Here is a 21,034-nt window from a genome sequence, read left to right as displayed (position 1 = left end):
TCCGTCAGGCCGAGGAACCGCCGATGTAGCGCAACGGGATCTCGATGGTGACCTCGGTCCCGCTGCCCATGAGGGTGTGCCAGTCGATCGTGCCGCCGAGTTCGCCCTGGATCAGGGTGCGTACGATCTGCGTGCCGAGACCCCGCCCGACCTGACCCTCGGGCAGGCCCACGCCGGTGTCGCGGACGCTGACCTCCAGCATCTCGCCGGTGCGCTCCGCCGCGATCTCGACGTCACCCTCTTGACCTGCGAGCCCGTGCTCGACGGCATTGGTGACGAGTTCGGTGAGGGCCAGCGCGAGCGGGGTCGCGAACTGGCTGGGCAGGGTACCGAACTGGCCCGTCGAACGCGTGCGCGCGCGGGTGTTCGGGGCCGCGGCGACCTCGGCGACGAGCTTCAGCACGCGGGCGAAGACGTCGTCGAAATCGACGTTCTGGGCGAGACCCTCCGACAGGGTGTCGTGGACGACCGCGATGGCCGACACCCGGCGCATGGCCTGCGTGAGGGCGTCCCGCGCCTCGTCGGAGTGCGTGCGACGCGCCTGGATGCGCAGCAGGGATGCGACCGTCTGGAGGTTGTTCTTGACGCGGTGGTGGATCTCGCGGATCGTCGCGTCCTTGGTGATGAGCTCCTGCTCCTGGTGACGGATCTCGGTGACATCCCGGCTCAGCACGATGGCGCCGATGCGGTTCCCGCGGTCGCGCAGGGGGATCGTGCGCAGAGACACCTGCACGCCGCGCGCCTCCATGTCGGCGCGCCACGGCGCACGGCCGCTGACGACGACCGGGAGCGACTCGTCGACGTCCTGCCGTTTGGCGGGGAGGATGCGCGCCGTCACCTCGGCCAGCGACTCGCCCTCGAGCTCGTCGTCGAAGCCCATGCGGTTGAAGGCCGAGAGCGCATTGGGGCTCGCGAACGTCGTGATCCCGTCGACGTCGAGGCGGATGAGCCCGTCGGAGGCACGAGGGGCGCCGCGGCGGGGGGCCGTCGGGGCGGCGAGGTCGGGGAACTCGGCCGACGAGATCATGCGGAACAGATCGTCGGCGCAATCGTTGAAGGTGATCTGCTGACGCGACGGTGTGCGCGTCTCGCCGAGGTTGGTGTGGCGGGTGAGCACGCCGACGGTGGTGACCGCCGCGCCCTCGCGCGAGAGCTCGCGCACGATCGGCACCGCGCGCACTCGCGTGGGCGTCTCCTCGAACCAGTCGGGGGATGCCGAATCGACGATGCGTCCGCTCTGGAAGGCGTCTCTCACCTGCGTGCGCCACTGCGGCCGCACACGGTCGCCGACGATGTCACGGTAGAACAGGGTGGCTGCTCCCCCGGGGCGCGTGTGGGCGACGGCCACGAACGAGTCGTCGGGGGTGGGAACCCAGATCACGATGTCGGCGAAGGCCAGGTCGGCGAGCAATTGTCCGTCGCCGGCCAAGCGGTGCAGCCACTCGACGTCCGCCTCGCTGGAGCGGCCCTGGGCGTAGACGAGTTCACTGAGTGTCGACACCCTCTCACCCTACGGGAGCGGGTCGATACCGCCGTTCCGAGAAGTCGCGAGGAGGAGCACGCATGAGTCGTCGGGTGAGCGCCCGGCGAGCCGATACGAGGGCGGGGCGAAACGGGAGACGGACCCGCCGACGACCTCCGGGGAACGGATCGCACGATCCAGTCCTGGACGGGTGAGGGCGGCGCCTCCCCCTAACGGTGGACATCGTGAGCGGAAGGCTCTTGCGAGGCGATTTTGCCTCCTGCTCGCCCCCTCGCCCCCGCGCCGAGAAGCTCCTCCCGGCCGTCTGGAGCCGAGATCTCGACCGCTTCCCGGCGCACAGGCTTCACCCGTCGACGCGATCACGTCAGACCCGGAACGCGACGCCGCCGACCGGCTGCGAAGCCCGGATCCACGCGGATCCGTCGGGCGCCCGCGTCAGCCCGTCGACGAAGAGGCGCCACACGTCGCGGTCACGCGCGTCGTCCGCACGAGGCCACCTTCTCACCAGGCCGAGATCTCCCCGCATCCCTCCACAGGCGTCCGGACTGCTCCGGTTCGCGGGTCGCCGCTGCCCTACTCTCGGCGTCACCCCCCGCTCGCTTCACGCACCACATCCTCGGAGGGAACCATGTCACAGCCGCACGCCCACACCACCTCGGGTCCGACGCGACGCTCGCTCGCAGCCGCCTCCCGGTCGGAGGAGTTCTTCGGTCGGCAGAGGACCTCGGCCGATGAGCTGCCATCCGCGAGAACCTTCACGCTCAACATCGTCCGCGGAGTCCTCGAGGTGCTCGCCGGAGTGCGCGAGGTCGACCAGCTCGCCCGGTGGTTGTCGGAGGACGTCTACCGCACCGTGGTCGTCCGCGCCGGATTGGCCGCCCGCGCGCGCAGCGCCCGCGGGATGCCCGCGCCCCGCGCGACGCACATCATCCAGAGCGTGCACCTCTCCTCCCCCGCCGACCATGTCGTCGAGGCCACGGTGACGGCGTCGACGCGTCTGCGCACCCGCGCCGTCGCCCTCCGCCTCGAGGGCCTCGACGGTCGCTGGCGCGTCACGTCGCTGGGCCTCCTGTGAGCGTCCTTGAGTCGAGCCCGAGTCGTCATCCCGCGATGTCGAGGCGAACGCGACGCGGCGGCGCGGCTCTCGACGCCCGAATCCACCACGCCGTGACCGCATCACGGCCGGGCCGCCGATCGGGACGGGCGCCGTCCATCGGGACGGCACCCTTCCGCGGATCAGCGGCCGACGCCTCGACCGGTCACGGCCGCCACGACGACAGGAAGTTGCCGAGCCGCTCGATGGCATCCGAGATGACACGCGCTTCCGGCAGCGTCACGATGCGCACGTGATCGGTCGCGGGCCAGTTGAAGCCCGACCCCTGCACGAGCAGCACGTGCTCGGCGAGCAGGAAGTCGTGCACGAACTTGCCGTCGTCGGGGATCTCGTACACCTCGGGGTCGAACCGCGGGAAGGCGTAGAGCGCGCCGCGGGGCATCACGCACGAGACACCCGGTATGGCTTCGAGGCCCTGCCAGGCCGCATCCCTCTGCTCGTGGAGACGGCCGGACGGAGCGATGAGCCCGTCGATCGACTGCACGCCCGACAGTGCCGCCTGCACCGCGAACTGCGCCGGCACGTTCGGGCAGAGACGAGTGGATGCCAGCAGGTTGATGCCGTGCAGGAAGCCCTGCGCGTGCTCCTTGGGGCCGGTGATGGCGAGCCACCCGGAGCGGTAGCCGGCGACGCGGTAGGTCTTCGACAGACCGTTGAAGGTCAGGCAGAGCAGGTCGGGCGCGACGGTGGCCATCGGGATGTGCACCGCGTCATCGAACAGGATGCGGTCGTAGATCTCGTCGGCGAGCAGCAGGAGCGAGTTCTCACGGGCGATGTCGGCGATCCCGTCGAGGATCTCGCGCGAGTACACCGCCCCCGTCGGGTTGTTGGGGTTGATGACCACGATGGCCTTGGTGCGGGGCGTCACCTTCGCCCGGATGTCGTCGAGGTCCGGCTGCCACTCGCGCGACTCGTCGCAGAGGTAGTGGACGGGCGTCCCGCCGCCGAGGCTCGTCATCGCCGTCCACAACGGATAGTCGGGGGCGGGGATCAGCACCTCGTCACCCTCGTCGAGGAGCGCCTGCATGGTCATCGTGATCAGCTCGGACACACCGTTGCCGAGGAACACGTGATCGGGGTCGAGCGGGGGGAACCCGGGCTCCTGCTCATAGCGCGACACCACCGCGCGACGAGCCGACAGGATGCCGCGGCTGTCGCTGTAGCCGTGGGCGTGGGGCACTGACGCGATCATGTCGCGGACGATCTGGTGCGGTGCCTCGAAACCGAAGATCGCCGGGTTGCCGGTGTTCAGCTTGAGGATCGAGTGCCCCTCGGCCTCGAGTCGGTCGGCCTCGACGAGGGCCTCCCCCCGGATCTCGTAGAGGACGTCTTTCAACTTCGACGACTGATCGAGGGGGCGTAGCGGGCTCATCGGTTCAGGATATCCCCGGCCCCAACGGGCCAATCGACACCGAGTGGACCAGGTGTCGGTCGCCGCGGACGTCGGATGCCGTGCCCCTGAGATCGAGGCACGGCATCCGGTGGTCGTTCGTTACTTCTTCTTGGCGGCGCGACGGTCGGCGCGGTTCGACGCGGCGGAGTCGTCGGCGGCGTCGGTGCGCTGTCCGAACGCCCCGCGAGCACCCGTGGGCACGGGCTCCGCTGCGGGTGCGGCGGGCTGCGCCGCCTGACGCAGTCGGTTCGTCGCCGCCTGCTGCACCTGGCCGCGGTCGTTGCGCACCTCGACCTCGCCCGCGTCGTTCGCGGCCGAGTACTCCAGGCGCTGCGTCTCGACCGGGGTGGGCGTGAGGCCCTTGGCCTCGACCTGCGCCTCGTCGCCCTCGATCTTTCGGACCTCGACCTCGAGGTTGTAGAGGAAGCCGACGGACTCCTCCTTGATCTGGCCCATCATCGACTGGAACATCTGGTAGCCCTCGCGCTGATACTCGATCAGCGGGTCGCGCTGGGCCATGGCACGCAGGCCGATGCCGTCCTTGAGGTAGTCCATCTCGTAGAGGTGCTCGCGCCAGCGGCGGTCGAGCACCTGGAGCACCACGCGACGCTCGAGTTCGCGCAGGGCCTGCTCGCCGAGCTGCTGCTCGCGGTTCTCGTAGGCGATCCGGGCGTCGGAGATGATCTCGCGCTTGAGGCCCTCGGGGGTGATGCGCCCCTTGCTGCCGCCGGCCTCGGCGACGACCTCGTCGATCGTCACGCTCACCGGGTACATCGTCTTCAGCTCGGTCCAGAGCGCGTCGAAGTCCCAGGATTCGGTGTGGCCCGAGCCGGTGTGGTCGTCGATCACGGCGGTGATGGCGTCCTCGATGAAGTGCTGCACGCGGTCGGCGATGTCATCGCCCTGGAGCATGTGGCGACGGTCGGCGTAGATGGCCTCGCGCTGACGGTTCAGCACGTCGTCGTACTTCAGGACGTTCTTGCGCATCTCGGCGTTGCGCGCCTCGACCTGCGACTGGGCGCTCTTGATCGCGCGCGACACGAGGCCCGACTCGATCGCGACGTCGTCGGGGAAGTTGGTGCGCGCGAGGATCGCCTCGGCGGCGCCCGACTGGAACAGGCGCATGAGGTCGTCGGTGAGCGACAGGTAGAACCGGCTCTCGCCCGGGTCGCCCTGACGGCCCGAACGACCGCGCAGCTGGTTGTCGATGCGGCGCGACTCGTGACGCTCCGTGCCCAGCACGTAGAGGCCACCGGCCTCGGTGACCTTCGCGGCCTCCTCGGCGACGGTGTCGCGCATGGACTGGTAGACCGTGTCCCACTCGGACTCGTAGGCCTCGGGCGTCTCGACGGGGTCGAGGTTCTTCGCCTTCATCTCCTGCACGGCGAGGAACTCGGCGTTACCGCCGAGCATGATGTCGGTTCCACGACCGGCCATGTTGGTGGCAACCGTCACGGCACCGAGGCGGCCCGCGCGGGCGACGATCTCCGCCTCGCGCGCGTGGTTCTTGGCGTTGAGCACCTCGTGCCGCACGCCCTTCTTCGCCAGCAGACGCGAGAGGTACTCGCTCTTCTCGACGCTCGTCGTACCGACCAGCACGGGCTGGCCCTTCGCGTGGCGCTCGACGATGTCTTCGACGACCTGGGCGAACTTGGCCGTCTCGTTCTTGTAGACGAGGTCGGACTGGTCCTTGCGGACCATCGGCCGGTTGGTCGGGATGGGGACCACGCCGAGCTTGTAGGTCGACATGAACTCGGCCGCCTCGGTCTCGGCCGTACCGGTCATGCCCGACAGCTTGTCGTAGAGGCGGAAGTAGTTCTGCAGGGTGACGGTGGCGAGGGTCTGGTTCTCGGCCTTGACCGGCACGCCCTCCTTGGCCTCGATGGCCTGGTGGATGCCCTCGTTGTAGCGACGCCCGACCAGGATGCGACCGGTGTGCTCGTCGACGATCATGACCTCGTCGTTCATGACGACGTAGTCGGTGTCGCGCTTGAACAGTGCGATGGACTTGATCGAGTTGTTCAGGAACGAGATCAGGGGCGTGTTGGCCGACTCGTAGAGGTTGTCGATGCCGAGGTAATCCTCGACCTTCTCGATACCGGGCTCGAGCACGCCGATCGTGCGCTTCTTCTCGTCGACCTCGTAGTCGACGCCCGCCTCGAGAGTGCGGGCGAGCTTCGCGAACTCGGCGAACCAGCGGTTGGCCTCACCGGATGCCGGGCCCGAGATGATCAGCGGAGTGCGAGCCTCGTCGATGAGGATCGAGTCGACCTCGTCGACGATGGCGTAGAAGTGGCCGCGCTGCACGAGGTCTTCCTTGCGCCACGCCATGTTGTCGCGCAGGTAGTCGAAGCCGAATTCGTTGTTCGTGCCGTAGCTGATGTCGGCCTCGTACTGCTCGCGGCGCACCCCGGGGGTCTGACCCGAGACGACGGTGCCCGTCGTCATCCCCAGCGCGCGGTAGACGCGGCCCATGAGCTCCGACTGGTAGCTGGCGAGGAAGTCGTTCACGGTGATGACGTGCACGCCCTTGCCGGCGATGGCGTTGAGGTAGGCCGGGAGGGCCGCGGTCAGCGTCTTACCCTCACCGGTCTTCATCTCAGCGATGTTGCCGAGGTGCAGGGCAGCGCCGCCCATGATCTGCACGTCGTACGGACGCTGGCCGAGGGTGCGCTTCGCCGCTTCGCGGACGGCGGCGAACGCCTCGGGCATGAGCTGGTCGAGCGTCTCGCCGGCCTCGAAACGGGCGCGGAGCTCGACGGTCTCGTTGCGCAGCTCGTCGTCGGTGAGCTGCTCGTAGTCCTCTTCGAGCGCCCCGGTCGCCTTGACGACGCCCTGTAGGCGACGCAGGACGCGGCCTTCACCGGCGCGCAGCAGTCTCTCGAGCGGATTTGCCACGAAGAATCTCCATCTGTCGGGTGCGACGCCCGTACGGGCGCCGGCCTGCGAACAGGCATACGTCGCCCATGGTATCCGTGTTACCGGTTCGTGACCTGCGAAGGAGCCGCAATCCCCTGGCCGGGTTGCGCGCCCGCAGCGAACACACGGCGACGGGTGCGGACCCGCCGCTTAGGATCGACGCATGGCGGGTTTCTGGGGTAAGAGGAAGCGCGAAGAGCAAGACGCGGCCGACGCGGATCTGGCTCGGCGGGCCGAACTGGCGATCGTCGCCGCCGACGAGCGGGTGCGTCTCACCTCCGACGAGCTCGACTTCGCGCGCGCCGAGCTCGGCGACAAGGCCACCGAAGACCTCGCCGCCGCCCTCGACTCCGTGCGCACCCACCTCGCCGAGGCCTTCCAGCTGCACCAGCTCAACCACGACGAGATCCCCGACACCAAGGAGGAGCTGCGCACGCGCAACGCGCGGATCATCCAGCTCTCCCAGTGGGCGGAAGACCTCCTCGAAGAACGCACGCAGGTCCTGCAGCCCAAGATCGACGCCGTGCGGCGCGCGCCCGAAACGCTCGCCCGCGTTCGCGCCGATCGCGAGCGTCTGCAGGAGCGCATCCCGAACGCGCGCGACGTGGTCGAACGTCTCTCGCGTCGGTACAGCGATTCGGCCCTCGCGCAGATCGGCGGCAATCCCGAGGAGATCGAGCAGCTCCTCGACTTCGCCGTGCACACCGCGTCCGTCTCCGAACGCCGCCGCGAAGCCGGCCAGCGCGAGCAGGCGTCGGTCGCGCTGGAGGCGGCCACCGAGGCGGTCCGTCGTGCCGAATCGCTTCTGGATGCCGTCGACACCTTCGAGATCGAGGCGCTCCGCGCCGAGTCCACTCTCGCCGCCGTCGTCGACGACTCCCGTAACGACCTCGTCGAGGCTCGCCGCGAGGCGCAGACCCCCGCCGTCGTCGCCGCCATGTCGACCCTGCAGGGCGCATTGACCGCGCTGCCGGCATCCGGTACCCGCACGGATCCCTTTGCGGCGCTGTCGTCGCTTCGCCAGGCCAACGCCGACCTCGACCTCGCGCGCGAGCGCGCCGCCCGTCCCGTGCCCTCGCAGCAGCAGGTGGAGCACGCGATCGACGACGCCGACCGACAGCTGGCGGTCGCGCGCGGACTCATCACCGGCCACCGCGGATGGATCGGGGCCGACGCGCGCACGCGCTTCGTCGAAGCCGAGCGCCTGCGCGCCGGACTCCCGCTCGGACCGGTCGCCGAGGATCAGCGCGAGACAGCGCTCGCCACGGCGCGCCGCGCGGGCTCGCTGGCCTCCGAGGCCCTGCAGATCGCGCAGCGCGACATCGAGCAGTCCCGCCCCAACGACTTCGGCGGCGGCGACGGATACGGCCGTGGCGGCGGGTACGGCCGCGGCGGTGGCATGGGCGGCGGCAACATGGTCGGCGGCATGCTCGGCGGCCTGGTCATCGGCTCGCTGCTCGGCGACATCTTCGACGGCTGAGCCCGAGCCCTCATACCGCTGCAAGCGCGCTCGGCACGCGGCCCCGCAACGCGAATTGTCGGCGGTGGCGATTTCTCATCCCTCGTTGACTCACCCGTCGGGTGAAGAAGCGCAGCGCGTTCGGTGGCGGCGTGCGGGTGCCGCCGCGGGATGAGGCGGTTCACGGGGCTTCACCACCCCCGCGGGACGAGACCCCAGCCCTCTCGCGGGCGGAACACACCGCGGATCATCAGGAAAGCCGTGGCCACTCCGTACCCGCTCGGCGCCTGAATGGAGCTCACCGTGACCGACATCGCCCCCTCCACCGCCGATTCCGCCGCCGCAGCCGGCCTGTCGCGCCGCACGATCATCGCCGGAGCGGCGTGGTCGGTGCCCGCGATCGTCGCGGTCAGCGCGACGCCCGCCTTCGCCGTCAGCGGCGCGCCGACCCTGACGGTCACTTCGCCCAACATGCAGGCCGTCGCCGCCGGCACGACACCCGTGTCGACGCGCGTCGTCGATGACGGTGGGCAGCCCCTCGCGGGCCGCGCCGTCGCCTTGACCGGTCCCTCGGGCACCAGCTTCTCACCCGCGACGCCGACCACCGACGGCGCCGGCACCGCCACCACGACGATGACCACCAGCGACCCGTGGGCGACCCCCGGCAGCTCGCTGACGGTCACCGCGACCACCAACGGCGGGACCACCAGCGCCGCACTCACGCTGCTCGGCGCCAACGCGTACGCGGTCGGCAACAACTGGGCCGGCCAACTCGGCACCCCGGTCGACGGGAACACCGAGACGGTGCCCACCCCCGCGCAGCTGTCGCTCGTGTTCCCCTCCCCCATCCGCTCCCTCACCGCGGGCAGCCAATTTAGCCTCGCCCTGCTCGACGACGGAACCGTCTGGGCGATCGGGGAGAACGGCTCCGGCCAGCTCGGTGACGGCACCACCACGACCCGATCCACCTGGGCGCCGATCGCCGGTCTCGCCGACATCACCCAGATCGCCGCCGGACCGGCCAGTGCCTACGCCGTCAGGTCCGACGGGATCGTTCTCGCGTGGGGCTACAACGGTGCCGGGCAACTCGGATTCCCCGGAACCGTCAGCGTCACCCCCACTGCCGTGCCCGGCGTCAGCGGCGCCACCCAAGTCGCCGCCGGCGGCGACAACGCCTACGCGCTCGTGACCAACGGCAACGTCTATTCCTGGGGCAACAACGCCTACTCCCAACTGGGGAACGGCGACACGGACAACAGCGACGGCGGTGACGCTCGTTACACGGCTTTGCCCGTCGTCGACGTCAATGGCGCCCCCATCAGTGGCGCCACACAGATCGCCTCCTCCGGCGGGACCGGCTACGCCCTCATCGCCGGCACCGTTCTCACCTGGGGCACCGGTGCGGGCGGACAGCTCGCCAACGGTACCGACAACGACGACTACCCAAGTGCCCGGGCCATCAGCGGTCTCAGCGGCGTCACACAGATTGCTGGGGGAGGCGGGACTGCGTTCGCCCTCACCGGCGGTCAAGTCAAAGCATGGGGCCGAGGCGACAGCGGCCAACTCGGCAACAACACCACCACCTCCTCGTACACGATCGTCACCGTCAGCGGCCTCGCCGATGTGAGCGCGATCTCCGCGGCAGGAAGCAGCGCGTACGCCATCTCCCCCTCTGGAATCTACGCCTGGGGTGGAAACGACAGCGGCCAACTCGGCGACGGCACCTACACGGACCGCCTCACTCCTGTAACCGTGCAGAACACCGCCAACGTCACCACCCTCATGCCCGCCAGCAACACCGGCAGCAACTGCGCCTTCTTCCTCCGCTACCAGGCACCGACCCTCACCATCACCAGCCCCGACATGCGCACGATCGCGGCCGGCACCACCCCCGTGGCCGCGGCCCTCACCGACGCGAGCGGCAACCCGGCGGCGGGCAGGACCATCACGTGGAGTGGGCCTTCCGGGACGTCCTTCTCCCCCGCATCGTCGGCTACCGGCACCTCTGGGGACGCGACGTCTACCCTCACAACGACCGACACGTGGGCGACGCCCGGTAGTGCCCTGACCGTGGAGGCCAGCGCCTCGGGTGTCACCGGATCCGCAGCGCTGACAGTGGTCGGTGCGAACGCGTACGCCGTCGGGTACAACTGGGCGGGCCAGTTGGGCACCCCGGTCGATGGGAACACCGAATCCGTGCCCACACCCGCCCAGCTCTCGCTCGTGTTCCCCTCGCCTATCCGCTCCGTCGCCGCCGGAAGTCGGTTCAGCCTCGCCTTGCTCGACGACGGCACTGTCTGGGGTATCGGCGACAACGGCTCCGGTCAGCTCGGGGACGGCTCAACGACGACCCGGTCCACCTGGACGCCGGTCGCCGGTCTCACCGACATCACCCAGATCGCCGCCGGACCCTCAAGTGCCTACGCCGTTCGATCAGAAGGGACGGTTCTCGCATGGGGCGACAACGGGTACGGACAACTCGGTTTCCCGGGTACCAGCACCGCCACTCCCACCGCGATCCCCGGTGTCAACGGGGCAAGCCGAGTCGCCGCAGGAGACACCAATGCCTACGCACTGACCGTCCATGGCACGGTCCGCGCCTGGGGCAACAACGCCTACGGCCAGCTGGGGAATGGCGACACGGACAACAGCGAGGGGGGCGACGCCCGCTACACCGCTGTCGATGTCATTTCTGGTGGTGGCGCCCCCATTACCGGCGTCACCCAGATTGCCAGCGCTGGTGCCACCGCCTACGCCCTCATCTCCGGCATGGTTTACACGTGGGGCTACGGCGGCGAGGGACAGCTCGCGAATGGAACCGGCAACGCCGACTACAACCGGGCTCAGCCCATCGGCGCACTCACCGGGGTGACGCAGATCGCTGCCGGACAGGGGACCGGGTACGCCCTCGCCGGTGGCGAAGTGAAAGCTTGGGGCTGGGGCGGAGAAGGACAGCTCGGCAACAACACCGCCTACAACGCTCTCACCCCCGTCAGTGTTATCGGCCTCACGAATGCCACCTCGATCACCGCGAGCTTCACGAGCGCCTACGCCCTGTCAGCAAGCGGCCTCACCGCGTGGGGTGGAAACGACGCCGGCCAGCTCGGAGACGGCACGTACGTAAATCGCTCCACCCCTGTCTCTGTGCAATCGACATCGAACGTGGAGTCCCTGTCGCAGAACAGCACCAGCGGCAGGAGTGCGTTCTTCGTTCGGTGACGTTGATGCAGAGGCACCCCGCTGCAGGAGACTCACGTGTCCGACGACGGGGTTGCCTTCTTCCGACGACAACGATGCACGCGCCGCGCCGCGTAGTCGGAGCACCCCGACATGCCGACGAGTAGACGCAGTGTGAGGAGCTGCTGGTTCTCATCGCATTGTCGCGCGCGACATATTGCCGCACGCGCAGCCTGAGAGTGACGATCAAGCACGAGGGCCCGGCAGAATCGCTCCTGCCGGGCTCTCGTTACGCCCGGCCCGCAGAGCTATATGACGCCCAACGGTCCGTCCGCGGCATGTTTCTCGACGAGGGGCCTCAGGATGCGACCTGCGCGGCCGGCGCGGCCTGCGTCGCGAGCGCGATCACGCCGTAGTCCCAGCCCTTGCGGCGATACACGACGCTGGGGTGGTCACTGCGGGCGTCGATGAAGAGGAAGAAGTCGTGGCCGACGAGCTCCATACGGTCGACGGCGTCTTCGACGGTCATCCACTCGGGGCCGAACTCTTTCTGGCGGATGACGACGGGGGTGTAGTCCTCCTCGTCGGCGGCTCCCTCTTCTTGCACCGGAATCGATCCGGTCGCCACAGCGCGCAACACCTCGACGGACGCGGGCTCGACGTCGATGCCCGCCAGCTCGCCGGTGCCCTTCTCGAACCGGGCGCCGCGGGGGTGGTTTCGGGCGTCGACGCGCTTGTCTTTCGCACGACGCACCTGCTCGGAGATCTTGTCGACCGCGAGGTCGAGAGCGGCGAACTTGTCGACATCCGTAGCCTCGGCTCGGACCACCGGGCCTTTGCCGTCGAGGGTGAGCTCGACGGTGTCGTCTTCCATTCGTCCGTTGCGATACGAACGGTGGGTGACCTTGACCTCGAGCGCCTGCGCACGAGGCGCCAGGTGCTCGATGCGGCTGACCTTCTCTTCAACAACGGTGCGGAAACGATCGGTGATACCGACCCCCACGCCGACGATGTTGGTGTCCATCCGTGACCTCCTTGTTCCGGGTTCCGCCCGGTCTAAGGGCGGAACATCCGTCGCCTTCAGTCATCCCCACGCTAGTGGGAGGCCACCGACATGTCACGTGCCAATCACCTCCCATTCACCTCCCAATGACCTGCGGCGCGGCGTGTGCGCGAGCGCGACCGCCCGCACATCTGCGACGCCCGCCGCACGCAGGGCACGAACCGCCTCAGCCAACGTCGCACCCGTCGTGACCACGTCGTCGACCACCACGACCGGCCCGCTCACGACGGCTCGAACCGCGAACACGTCGCGGACGTTCTCGCGTCGCGCGCGATCGCCGAGTCCGCGCTGATCGCCGGGCGCACGGCGCAGCCGCAGCAGTCGCTCGGGGCGCCGGCCCGCCCGCCGCACCAGCATCTCGACCGGGCGATAGCCGCGGCGGCGGAACGCCGCGCGCGACGACGGCACCGTCGTGACCCGCGCCCCCGGCGGAGCGGATACGGCGAGCGCGGCGGCCAGCGCGGGGGCGAGGTCGCGCGCCAGCGCCGTGCGGCCCTCCTCCTTGAACGCTCTGATCACCCGCGCCGGAACGCCCTCGAAGGGCAGCCCGCAGACGACGGAGAGGCCGGGATCACGCTCCTGCCGTGACGGTCGTGGAGTCAGGTCGCCACGGCATCCGTCGCACAAGAACACATCGGGATCACCGCATCCCGCGCAGGCGAGCGGGAGCCAGAACGTCAGGGCATCGTGCAGCGCGGACGTGATCGGAACGGGGAAGGCCATGCGGCCAGCCTCCCGCGCCCGCGCCCGGCGCGAGGGACGGGGCTCCGAACCGGTCGATGCTCACGCCCTGGGGAGGAGCCTCAGGACGTAGTGCCCTGCTGCGCCGCGAGGACACGGATGTCGGAGGCCACGAGCGTCCACGAACTCCCGCGTCGACTGAACAGACGCCCCTGATCGTCGAGCACGCGGACGCTCGTGCTGCCCGCCGCCAGCGTGCGCGTACCCTCGGGCGCGACCGAGTCGGTGCCGCGCCCGCCCACCCCGAGTTCGTGCAGGGTGCTGACGCCGTCGACGCTGGAGAGGACGCCGACCGTGGTGTCGTCGAGCCAGGCGAGGTCGAACGCCCCGGGCTGCGAGAACGAGAGCACGTGGGGCGGACCCAGATCGATGTCGCCGTTGGTGCGCTGGATGCCGGCGACCCACACCTCGCGGGTCCCCGAGACCGTCACGACGGCGGCGATACGCGTGCCGTCGCGCGAGATCTGCATGGCGGTGATCTCGGCGGCATCCGGCCAGGCGTTGCCGACCTCGCGCGGAACGCCCTCGGCGGTGATCGCCCGCAGCTGGGTGGGGGCCGCGGCCGGAACGCTCCAGATCGACCCCTCGGCGTCGATCGAGGGGGCGATGAGGCCGGGCCGGTCATCGAGGAGGAACGTGCGCCCGTCGGCGAGCGCACTCGCGACCGACCCCTGCTGCGTACGGATCGCGGCGAGACTGCGGTCGGCCTCGAGCTCGATCGCGGAGGGCGCCAGCGACTCGACGGCATCCGAGAGGCTCTCGATGGGCTCGACCGTGTCGCCCGCGAGCGAGCCGAACAGGCCCACCGAGGTCAGCACCGCCGGCGAGGGGTCGACGCGCGTGACGCGCACAGGCACCTCGGTGGCCGTGATGGGGGTTCCCTCGACCGTCATCTGCACGTCGCTGATCCCGGCCGTGGCGAGGCTCCGGGCGAGCTGGGTCTGCATGCGGTCGAGCCGCGTACGGTCGAGGCTGAGCGCGGCCCGCGGCAACTGCACCTGGGCCACGCCGTTCTGCGACAGGGTGACCGAGCGCCCCACCAGCGACAGTTCGTCGGGGAACGCCGACTCCACGGCACCGGCGAGCCACGCGCTGGGCTGTCCGTCGACGAGCGCGGTGGCCACCCGACTGGCGACCAGGGCGCGGGGGAACCAGCGCACGTCCGGCACGATGAAGCTGTACGTCGGATCGAAGTACGCGATGGATGCCGGTTGGTAGACGGTCGGGAACACCTCTTCGTACAGCACGACCCCGTCGGGAGCGGCGGTGATGCGCCACTGGTCGTCGACCTTCGCGAGGCTGAACGACAGCGTCTCGGCCGTGCCAGATGCGGCGGGGGCGTACGCGCCGTCGGCATCCACCCCGGCGGTCGCCACCACGGACACCGCGACCGAGCTGCCGTCGGCGGCGGCCGTCGCACGACGGTCGGCCAGGCGGTCGATCGTCACGCGCGCCCGCGGGTCCCACTGCGTGCCCGCGGCGAGGAAGAGCTTCGCGGTGGCCCAGTCGTCGGCGGGACCGGAACCGGCGCGGAGGAACCCCTCGACGATCTCGCTCGGCGTGGCGTCGTCCTGCGGGCCGTCGGGGACGAATGCGAACGCCTGGGTGTCGTCGGTCTGCGGACCCCGACCCGGATTGACGTAGCTGGTGGTGGGCAGACCCGTGCACGCGGTGAGGGCGAGCACGAGCGCGAGGCTGACGAGGGCGAGGGCGCGCCTCATGACGGCCTCCTGACTCCGGGACGTGTCGAGATGGGCTGCGTGAGGCCGAGCGCTTCGAGCGGGCCCCCCTGCTCGTCTTCGGGCTCGAGCGGCAGGGGCGAGCCGGTCACCGGCCTGCCGGAGCGCGGGAGGGTCAGCACGAAGTTCGACCCGCGACCGAGTTCGGACCACACCGCCAGGGTGCCGCCGTGCAGGCGCGCGTCACCGAGGGCGATCGACAGGCCGAGGCCCGTACCGCCGATGGTGCGCACCCGCGATGGGTCAGCGCGCCAGAACCGGTCGAAGACGCGCTCGACGTCGTCGCTGCGCATGCCCAGACCGAAATCGCGCACACCGAGGGCGATGGCATCCCGATCGCTGTCGACCGAGACGACGATCGGGCGCCCCTCGCCGTGTTCGATGGCGTTGCCGAGGAGGTTCCGCACGATCCGGCGCACACGACGGGCGTCCATCTCGACCGGGGTGTAACCGCCGGGTGCGACCAACCGCACATCGGAACCGTGTCCTTCGGCCAACTGCTCCATCGAGAGGATGACGTCTTCGGCGAGATGGGCCAGGCTGGTCGGCTCGAGCTCGAGCTGCACCGACCCGGCGTCGTACCGGCTGATCTCGAGCAGGTCGGTCAGCAGGACCTCGAACCGCTGCACCTGCGCGTGCAGCAGCTCCGCGGCACGGCCCGTCACCGGGTCGAACTCGTCTCGCTGATCGTTGATCATGTCGGCGGCGAGCTTGATGGTGGTCAACGGCGTACGGAGTTCGTGCGAGACGTCGGAGACGAAACGCTGCTGCACGAGGGAGAGGTCGGCCAGCTCCTTGATCTGCGACTCGATGCTGTCGGCCATGGCGTTGAACGAGCGATTCAACGTCGCCAGCTCGTCTTCGCCGCGCACAGGCAGTCGCACCCCCAGGTCGCCCGCCGCGAGCTTCGCGCTGGTCTCGGCGGCATCCGCGATCGGCGTCGTCACTGAACGCAGGACGAACCACGCGATCGCCCCGATCAGCACGACCAGGACGAGCCCCACGACCCACAGCAGCACCTGCACGAAAGAGAGCGTCTGCGATGCGCTGACGAGGTCGTACCCCATGTAGAGCTCGTACGAATCGACGCCGTCGGAAGCGGGGAAGCGGAGCTGGTGTCCGACCAGGATGCCGGGGACCTCGCGGCCGCCGTCGGAGGGCAGCGCGACCGACTGCCACCACTGCAGGTCGGGGCTCGACTGCACCTGCGTGCGCAGCGCGTCGGTTACCAGATTCGATTCGAACGCGGGTGAAATGAACGGCTGAGGTGCGAGCGGTGACGGAGGGCCGATTCGGTACAGCGCGATGAGGTCGCTGGAGGACTGCTGCGACAGACGGGTCGCGATGCCGTTCATCAGGGTCTGCGCCGCGGCCGGGTCTGTGGAGTCCACCGCGGCGTCGAGCGTCGCCTGCGCCGCGGCGGTTGCGCGCTGCGCTTCGAGGAGCACCTGGTCTTTCCGCGCGCTGAAGAGTTCGTTCTGGATGACGAGCGCCATCGCCAGACACGTCGCGAGGATCGTCACCGCCGTCAAGGTGACGGTGATCAGGATCGTGCGGAAGCGCAGCGACCGGCGCCAGAGCGTGCGCAGGCGATCACGGGCGAGACGCCAGTCGCGGAGGCCACGCGGCCGAGGCGGGAGGGTGCGGACCGCCCCCGTCATGAGGTGCTCAGGCCACCGCGCCGGCGCGGTAGCCCACGCCGCGCACGGTGGTCACGATCCGCGGATTGTCGGGGTCGGCCTCGATCTTGGCGCGCAGACGCTGGACGTGCACGTTCACCAGGCGCGTGTCGGCCTTGTAGTGGTAACCCCACACCTGTTCGAGCAGCATCTCGCGCGAGAAGACCTGCTGCGGCTTCTCGGCGAGCGCGACGAGGAGCTCGAACTCCAGCGGGGTGAGAGCGATGGGCGCGTCGCCTCGACGCACCTCGTGGGCGGCGACGTCGACGGTCAGGTCGCCGATGCGCAGGGTCTCATCGACCGCCGCCTGGACGGGTCGGAGTCGCGTGCGGATGCGGGCGACGAGCTCCTTCGGATTGAAGGGCTTCATGATGTAATCGTCGGCGCCCGACTCCAGGCCCTTCACGACGTCGGCGGTGTCGGTGCGCGCGGTGAGCATGATGATCGGGACGCCGGATTCCGCGCGTACGCGCGTGCAGATCTCGATCCCGTCGACCCCGGGGAGCATGAGATCGAGGAGGATGAGGTCGGGGCGCTCCGTGCGCCAGGCGTCCACGGCCTGCGCACCGTCGGCGCAGAAGACGGTGTCGAATCCCTCGGTGCGCAGCACGATGCCGATCATCTCGGCCAGCGCGGTGTCGTCGTCGACAACGAGGATCCGTGAAGTCATTCGGGTGTACGTCTTCCAGCTCGGACCCGCTCGGAAACGGGCAGGACGCCCCGGCGGGGGCATGTCCCATCGACAGTAGTCGACCTGCCTGCACGAGAGGCGAGCGTGTCGGGGGTGTGTGACACGATGAACGGACCGCCATGTGACGAGGAGGCGCCACCGTGACCGCGTACCCGGCCTGGACCCCGGCATCCCGCCCCGGCATCGTGCCGCTGCACCCGTACGGGTTCGGCACGATCCTCGGCCGCTCCTTCGTCGCCCTGCGGCACAACCCGAAGGTCCTGCTCGGCTTCGCACTCATCACGCAGGCGGTGGCCTACATCGTGCTGACCGCGGCCGTCGCCGCCGCCGCTGTGGCGAGCTTCACGCGCCTCGACACCGTCGCCCCGGGCAGCGACGACTTCGACGCCATCCTCGCGGGCTCGGTGGTGCTGACCGGCGCCACCGCCCTCATCCTGGGCGTGGCGACGGGTGCACTGAGCGTCATCGTGCAGGGCGTCGTCGTCGCCGAGGTCGCGCACGCCGTCGTCGCCGAGAAGCCGACGCTCAAGGCCGTGTGGGCACGCGTCAAACCCGTCGTGTGGCGACTCATCGGGTACAGCGCCCTCACCGTCCTCGCCACCGTCGTCGCGATCGGTGTGCTCGCCGGCATCGTCACCCTGTTGGTGATGTCGGTGCTGTGGCTCGGCATCCTCTTCGGCATCCTGGCGCTGCTCGCGCTCATCGTCGTCTCGCTCTGGCTCGCCGCCAAGCTCTATCTGGTGCCCTCGGCGATCATCCTCGAGCGGGCACCCGTCTTCCGTGCGATCGGTCGTTCCTGGCGACTGACGCGCGGGCGGTTCTGGTCCACGCTCGGGGTGTTCATCGTGATCTCGGTCGCGTTCAGCATCGTCGCCCAGATCATCTCGATCCCGTTCAGCCTCATCGGAAGCCTCGTGCCGGCCATCATCGCCCCGACCGGCGAAACCGACACGGGGGCGATTGTCGGCCTCATCGTGGTGCAGGTCATCGGCCAGTTCGGCATCCTGCTCGTGCAGTGCATCGCGCTCGTCGTGCAATCCACTTCGGCGGCGCTCGTCTACGTCAACGCACGGATGCGCGTCGAAGCGCTCGATCACGACCTGCAGACCTACGTCGAGGCGCGTGACGCGGGAGCGACCGAGCTCGACGACCCCTACCTGGTCGGCGTCGGACGGCTCGTCGCTCGTCCTGCGCCCATCCCCTACGGTGCGGTCGCCGGGCAGTCCGGTCACGCCGTGCCGGGTGGGCCGGCCGGGTACGGCGGGCAGCCGGGTTACGCGCCTCAGGGATACGGGGTGCCGACAGGCCAGCCGGGTTACGCGCCTCAGGGGTACGGGGTGCCGACAGGGCAGCCGGGCCACGGGGTGCCGACAGGATATGCGCCGCCAGTGGGCCATGCGGCGCCGGGAGCGCAGCCCGTGGCCGAGCAGCGACCGCGCGACGATGCGCCCGCCGCGGGCGACGGCTCCGTCGCGGCCGCTGGCCCCACGCCGGACGATGCGGCGCCCGCTCGACCCGACACCCCGAGAGCGACCCCCACCACCTGGGCGGCACCCGGGTCGAACGGCGACGCGTGAGACTCTCCGCCACGCTCGCGGCAGCCGTTCCCCTGCTGCCCGACCCCGACGAGGCGCGGGAATGGGCGAAACGGGAGCTGGCCGATCCGGCCTACCAGGCGGCGGAGCCGAGCATCATCGACCGGATCGCCCAGGCGGTGGGTCGGTTCCTCGGCGACCTGCTGCGCGTTCCCGACACCTCCGGATGGGGGCCGTCGGCGCTCATCGTCCTCGCGATCGTGATCGCCTCGCTGATCGTCGTCGCCGTCCTCATCTGGGGACGACCCCGACTCGTGTCACGCGCGACCCGTCCCGCCCATGCCCTGTTCGACGAGGACGACGTCCGATCGGCCGAAGATCTGCGCGCCGATGCCGCCCGGGCCGCCGCACGCGCCGACTGGGATGACGCGATCGTGCTGCGCTTCCGCGCCTTCGCCCGAGGGCTCACCGAGCGCGGTCTCGTCGATCCGCCGCCGGGCGCGACGGTTCGCGCCTTCTGTCGCGAGGCGGCCGGCGCCCTCCCGACCCTCGCATCGCGCCTCGACGACGCGGCCGAGATCTTCGACGACGTCCGGTACCTGCGACGGCCCGGCTCCGCTGACAGCTACCGGACGATCGCCGACCTGGACGACCAGGCCGTGCGCACGCGCCCGACCCCGGCGGCCGCGCCGTGAGCGTCACGGCGGCGCCCGTCCGCTCCCGGCGGCGCGGAGCCCTCGGCTGGGTGGCGTTGATCGTGGCGCTGCTGCTCGTCGCGCTCGTCGGCGGCACCCTGGTCTACGGCGGGTACTCCCAGCGCGCCGCCCTCGATCCCGAGTCCGCGGGGTCCGACGGCGCCCGCGCCGTCGTGCGCGTGCTCGAACAGCAGGGCGTGCGCGTGATCGTCGCGCGCGACCGCCCGGCCGCCGAGCGGGCGCTGGCCGACGGCGAGGCGACCCTCGCGATGCGCGACGCCCCCATGCTGTCCGACGACGCGCTGCGGGATCTGACCGACCGAGCGCGCAACGTCGTCCTGCTCGAGCCGCGCACGCGCGCACTCGACGTCGTGCTGAACGGCTCCCGCCTCGGCGGCTTCGCCGACGACCAGGCCGTGGCCGCGGACTGCTCCGTGCCGGCCGCGGCGAACGCCGGCACCGCGCGCGTCGGCGAGTTGATGACCCCGGGCGAGGGCGTCGTCGGCTGCTTCCCCGTCGACGGGGAATTCGCCCTCCTCACCCTCGAGACGGCGGGCCGCACGGTCACCGCCTTCGACGCCCTCGCGACGCTGACGAACGCCACTCTCCCCCGCGACGGCAACGCCGCCCTCGCCCTCGCGGTGCTCGGTCAGACCGACACGGTCGTCTGGTACATGCCCTCCCCCGCCGATGCCGACCGCGCGGCCGACGCCCCGACGCTGAGCGATCTCACCCCGCCCTGGGTCACCCCCGGCATCCTGTTGCTCATCGTCGCCGCGCTCGTCGCAGCGATCTGGCGCGGACGCCGTTTCGGACCCCTCGTGACCGAGCGACTCCCGGTGACCGTGCGGGCGAACGAGACCACCGAGGGGCGCGCCCGCCTGTACGCCACGGCGCGCGACGCGCCGCACGCCCTCGACGAACTGCGGCGGGCGGCACGCGGGCGGCTGGAGCGTCTGCTCGGACTCTCCGCGCGCAGTGACCCCGGTCGCATCGCCGACGCGGTCGCCGCACGCCTGGGTGCCGACCGTGCCCGGGTGCACGGCATCCTCATCGACGATCAGCCCCGCACCGACCGCGACCTCGTCGCGGCCGCCGACCGACTCCGCGACCTCGAGGCGAGCGTGCGCGCCGCCGTCCGAACCGAAGGGACCACACGATGACCGACAGCCCCGAGAACCCGGTCTGGCCCGCGCCCTCGCACCCGGCCGCGGTCCCCGGTCCCGACGCCTCCGCGTCGAGCGACCCGCGCGCCGCCGGCGCCGCGCCCGCGACCGGCTTCACCCCGGAACGCACGGCCGATGCCGGATCCGCGGCGGGCTCCACGCCGGAACGCGCGCCCGCCG

Annotated in this window: 14 protein-coding genes; 6 read left to right on the top strand and 8 right to left on the bottom strand. The window is 70.4% G+C overall.

Annotated features, from left to right (window positions below; genetic code table 11):
* Positions 1–4: 4 nt before the first annotated feature.
* Positions 5–1,501 (bottom strand): sensor histidine kinase, encoded by a 1,497-nt coding sequence (locus tag QRO03_RS01375; protein ID WP_285135731.1) that lies wholly within the window; start codon positions 1,499–1,501, stop codon positions 5–7.
* A gap of 610 nt (positions 1,502–2,111) precedes the next feature.
* Here QRO03_RS01375 and QRO03_RS01370 point away from each other — a divergent pair.
* Entirely contained in the window at positions 2,112–2,558 is a 447-nt protein-coding gene (locus QRO03_RS01370) for an Rv3235 family protein (protein WP_285135730.1), read from the top strand.
* A 184-nt stretch (positions 2,559–2,742) separates the two neighbouring features.
* Here QRO03_RS01370 and QRO03_RS01365 read toward each other — a convergent pair whose 3' ends face one another.
* A complete protein-coding gene (locus QRO03_RS01365; protein WP_285135729.1) occupies positions 2,743–3,969 on the bottom strand; it encodes a pyridoxal phosphate-dependent aminotransferase in 1,227 nt (408 codons plus the stop codon).
* A 120-nt stretch (positions 3,970–4,089) separates the two neighbouring features.
* Positions 4,090–6,888, bottom strand: coding sequence for a preprotein translocase subunit SecA (gene secA, locus QRO03_RS01360; protein ID WP_285135728.1), 2,799 nt, complete (start codon positions 6,886–6,888; stop codon positions 4,090–4,092).
* Positions 6,889–7,072: 184 nt separating this feature from the next.
* Here secA and QRO03_RS01355 point away from each other — a divergent pair, with 184 nt between their 5' ends.
* Both QRO03_RS01355 and QRO03_RS01350 read left to right on the top strand, forming a co-directional pair.
* A complete protein-coding gene (locus QRO03_RS01355) occupies positions 7,073–8,389 on the top strand; it encodes a coiled-coil domain-containing protein (protein ID WP_285135727.1) in 1,317 nt (438 codons plus the stop codon).
* 282 nt (positions 8,390–8,671) lie between these two features.
* The gene (locus QRO03_RS01350) at positions 8,672–11,587 is read left to right on the top strand and encodes an RCC1 domain-containing protein (protein WP_285135726.1); all 2,916 of its coding nucleotides are present in this window, start codon (positions 8,672–8,674) and stop codon (positions 11,585–11,587) included.
* A gap of 316 nt (positions 11,588–11,903) precedes the next feature.
* On the opposite strand, the gene hpf is transcribed toward QRO03_RS01350, so the two are convergent.
* The 5 genes from hpf to mtrA all read right to left on the bottom strand — a co-directional run bounded on the left by hpf (position 11,904) and on the right by mtrA (position 17,437).
* Positions 11,904–12,569, bottom strand: coding sequence for a ribosome hibernation-promoting factor, HPF/YfiA family (hpf, locus tag QRO03_RS01345; RefSeq protein WP_285135725.1), 666 nt, complete (start codon positions 12,567–12,569; stop codon positions 11,904–11,906).
* A gap of 93 nt (positions 12,570–12,662) precedes the next feature.
* Complete coding sequence (locus tag QRO03_RS01340; protein ID WP_285135724.1) at positions 12,663–13,331, bottom strand: ComF family protein; 669 nt, start codon at positions 13,329–13,331, stop codon at positions 12,663–12,665.
* Positions 13,332–13,411: 80 nt separating this feature from the next.
* Positions 13,412–15,070, bottom strand: a complete 1,659-nt coding sequence (locus QRO03_RS01335) for an LpqB family beta-propeller domain-containing protein (RefSeq protein WP_285135723.1) — start codon at positions 15,068–15,070, stop codon at positions 13,412–13,414.
* A complete protein-coding gene (gene mtrB, locus QRO03_RS01330; RefSeq protein ID WP_285135722.1) occupies positions 15,067–16,749 on the bottom strand; it encodes an MtrAB system histidine kinase MtrB in 1,683 nt (560 codons plus the stop codon). The genes QRO03_RS01335 and mtrB overlap by 4 nt, the downstream gene beginning before the upstream one ends.
* 7 nt (positions 16,750–16,756) lie before the next feature.
* On the bottom strand, positions 16,757–17,437 hold the full coding sequence (mtrA, locus tag QRO03_RS01325; RefSeq protein ID WP_285135721.1) for an MtrAB system response regulator MtrA: 681 nt from the start codon (positions 17,435–17,437) through the stop codon (positions 16,757–16,759).
* A gap of 161 nt (positions 17,438–17,598) precedes the next feature.
* Between mtrA and QRO03_RS01320 the strand changes: the two genes are divergently transcribed.
* The 3 genes from QRO03_RS01320 to QRO03_RS01310 are packed head-to-tail and all read left to right on the top strand — an operon-like array spanning position 17,599 to position 20,851.
* The gene (locus QRO03_RS01320) at positions 17,599–19,035 is read left to right on the top strand and encodes a glycerophosphoryl diester phosphodiesterase membrane domain-containing protein (RefSeq protein ID WP_285135720.1); all 1,437 of its coding nucleotides are present in this window, start codon (positions 17,599–17,601) and stop codon (positions 19,033–19,035) included.
* Positions 19,032–19,688 (top strand): DUF4129 domain-containing protein, encoded by a 657-nt coding sequence (locus QRO03_RS01315; protein WP_285135719.1) that lies wholly within the window; start codon positions 19,032–19,034, stop codon positions 19,686–19,688. Before QRO03_RS01320 ends, QRO03_RS01315 begins: the two co-directional genes overlap by 4 nt.
* A complete protein-coding gene (locus QRO03_RS01310) occupies positions 19,685–20,851 on the top strand; it encodes a DUF4350 domain-containing protein (protein WP_285135718.1) in 1,167 nt (388 codons plus the stop codon). The genes QRO03_RS01315 and QRO03_RS01310 overlap by 4 nt, the downstream gene beginning before the upstream one ends.
* Positions 20,852–21,034: the final 183 nt, after the last annotated feature.

It is taken from the genome of Microbacterium sp. lyk4-40-TSB-66 (assembly GCF_030209475.1).
GTDB lineage: Bacteria > Actinomycetota > Actinomycetes > Actinomycetales > Microbacteriaceae > Microbacterium.
Note: the sequence above shows the minus strand (reverse complement) of the source record. Positions and strands in the feature narration are given on the sequence as shown.